Raw genomic sequence first — 1,537 nt, 5'->3', positions numbered from 1 at the left:
TTGAGTTTGAAAAGCGGTATTATGATAATTTAATCCTGTCAGGTATTGCTGCCTGACCCAAGTAAACCAGAATCCCATATAGTCGGGGCGGTTCAGTCACAAAAAAATGGGACTTTTAGCTCCCATTTTTTATTTTGGCTTATGTTCTTTGTAATGCTGTGACCTTTTAGAATTATGTTTCAAATTTTAGCCACTTTGTAGATATTTTGAACGTTTCAAGCCTTGAAAATACTACCGACAGTTTAGATTAAACTGCCTTTACAGACTATACTAGAATATTTTTAGTGAGCGGATGATATTTATTATTCATTATTTAGGAATTATTAAATCCTATAAATATCATTCTAAGCGGGTTAATCCCACTGAGATTTTAGTGGCTTGATGTGTAAATGGGAGGCAACTATGTTGACAAACACCGAGAAACAAAAATGTTAAATGGATTGTTAAAAAAGCTAAGTTTACTCACCATATTAGGAGGAGGATGTTGAATGTTAGGTTCATGCAGCTCTTCACCATCAGAACAGGTTCTAACTACAAGGCGGATTGGAGATAGCTGAATTGAAGCTATCTTAACGAGCTCAAAAACGCATCATCCACACTCCAAAACATCGGTAAATTTACCATTGTCTCATGCGTGGTAAAATCAGCAATACGCGCTCGCACATTGTCCTTGACCCGAGCAAGACTGATTTGGCGATTTTGCTTGAGAGCCTTTTCTACAAAGCTTTGCAAAGCATAAAGCGTCGTCGTATCAAGGCTATCACTTGCTTCCATGCTAATGATGATTTTTTGAATATTTCTTTGCTTAGCAAGGCTGATGATATTGTCAAAAATACGCTCTGCATTGGCAAAAAATATTGGCTCTTCAGGGCGGACAATAAGCATGTCTTTGGCTATAATGGCATTCGGATGCAAAGTGATGTCAACAAAATCATGGCTGTCGGGTAATTGACCTAGCTCACTCATCAACGGTTTGGAAAATTGATACATTGCCAACAGTAGCGAGACTCCCACCGATACCGTCATCCCAAATAACACTCCAAAAAAAAGCACCGTCAATACACACATAATCGCAAGCCAAGCATCTGCCCCTAATTTTATCCCCTTTAAAATATCTTTGGGAAACAAATGCCTGGATAAAATCCCAAGCACCACCGCTGCCAAAACAGGTATCGGAATCTGTGACAAGCCAGTACGCCCAAACAATAGCAGCAATGCCAAACTAATCGCCGTAATCATCCCTGCCCATTTACTTGCCGCCCCTGCTGTCAAGCTTGCATTTGACGCAGAAAAACCAGCACCCACAGGCAGAGCCATTGCCGCCCCTGACAGCATATTGGCGAGACCCAAAGCCACTAATTCTCGGTTGGGATCGACTTGTTCACCTGTTTGGCTAGATAGCATCTGCACCGATTCCCACGATTCAGCAAAAATAATCAATAATAACGCTGGTGCAAGTTGGCATACCGAAATCCACTGCTGGGCTGTCAGTTGTGGGAAATGAATGCCCAAATTGCTCAATGGAATCACTCCTACT

At 41.2% G+C, this 1,537-nt stretch carries 1 protein-coding gene; it reads right to left on the bottom strand.

What is annotated here, in order from left to right:
* Window positions 1-564: 564 nt before the first annotated feature.
* The coding region (locus tag RTR63_RS11745) for a SulP family inorganic anion transporter (protein WP_312524452.1) at window positions 565-1,537 on the bottom strand (973 nt) is incomplete at its 5' end.

The sequence above is a fragment of the Moraxella sp. CTOTU47724 genome, assembly GCF_032014955.1.
In the GTDB taxonomy this organism is placed as follows: Bacteria; Pseudomonadota; Gammaproteobacteria; order Pseudomonadales; family Moraxellaceae; genus Faucicola; species Faucicola tetraodonis.
Note: the sequence above shows the minus strand (reverse complement) of the source record. Positions and strands in the feature narration are given on the sequence as shown.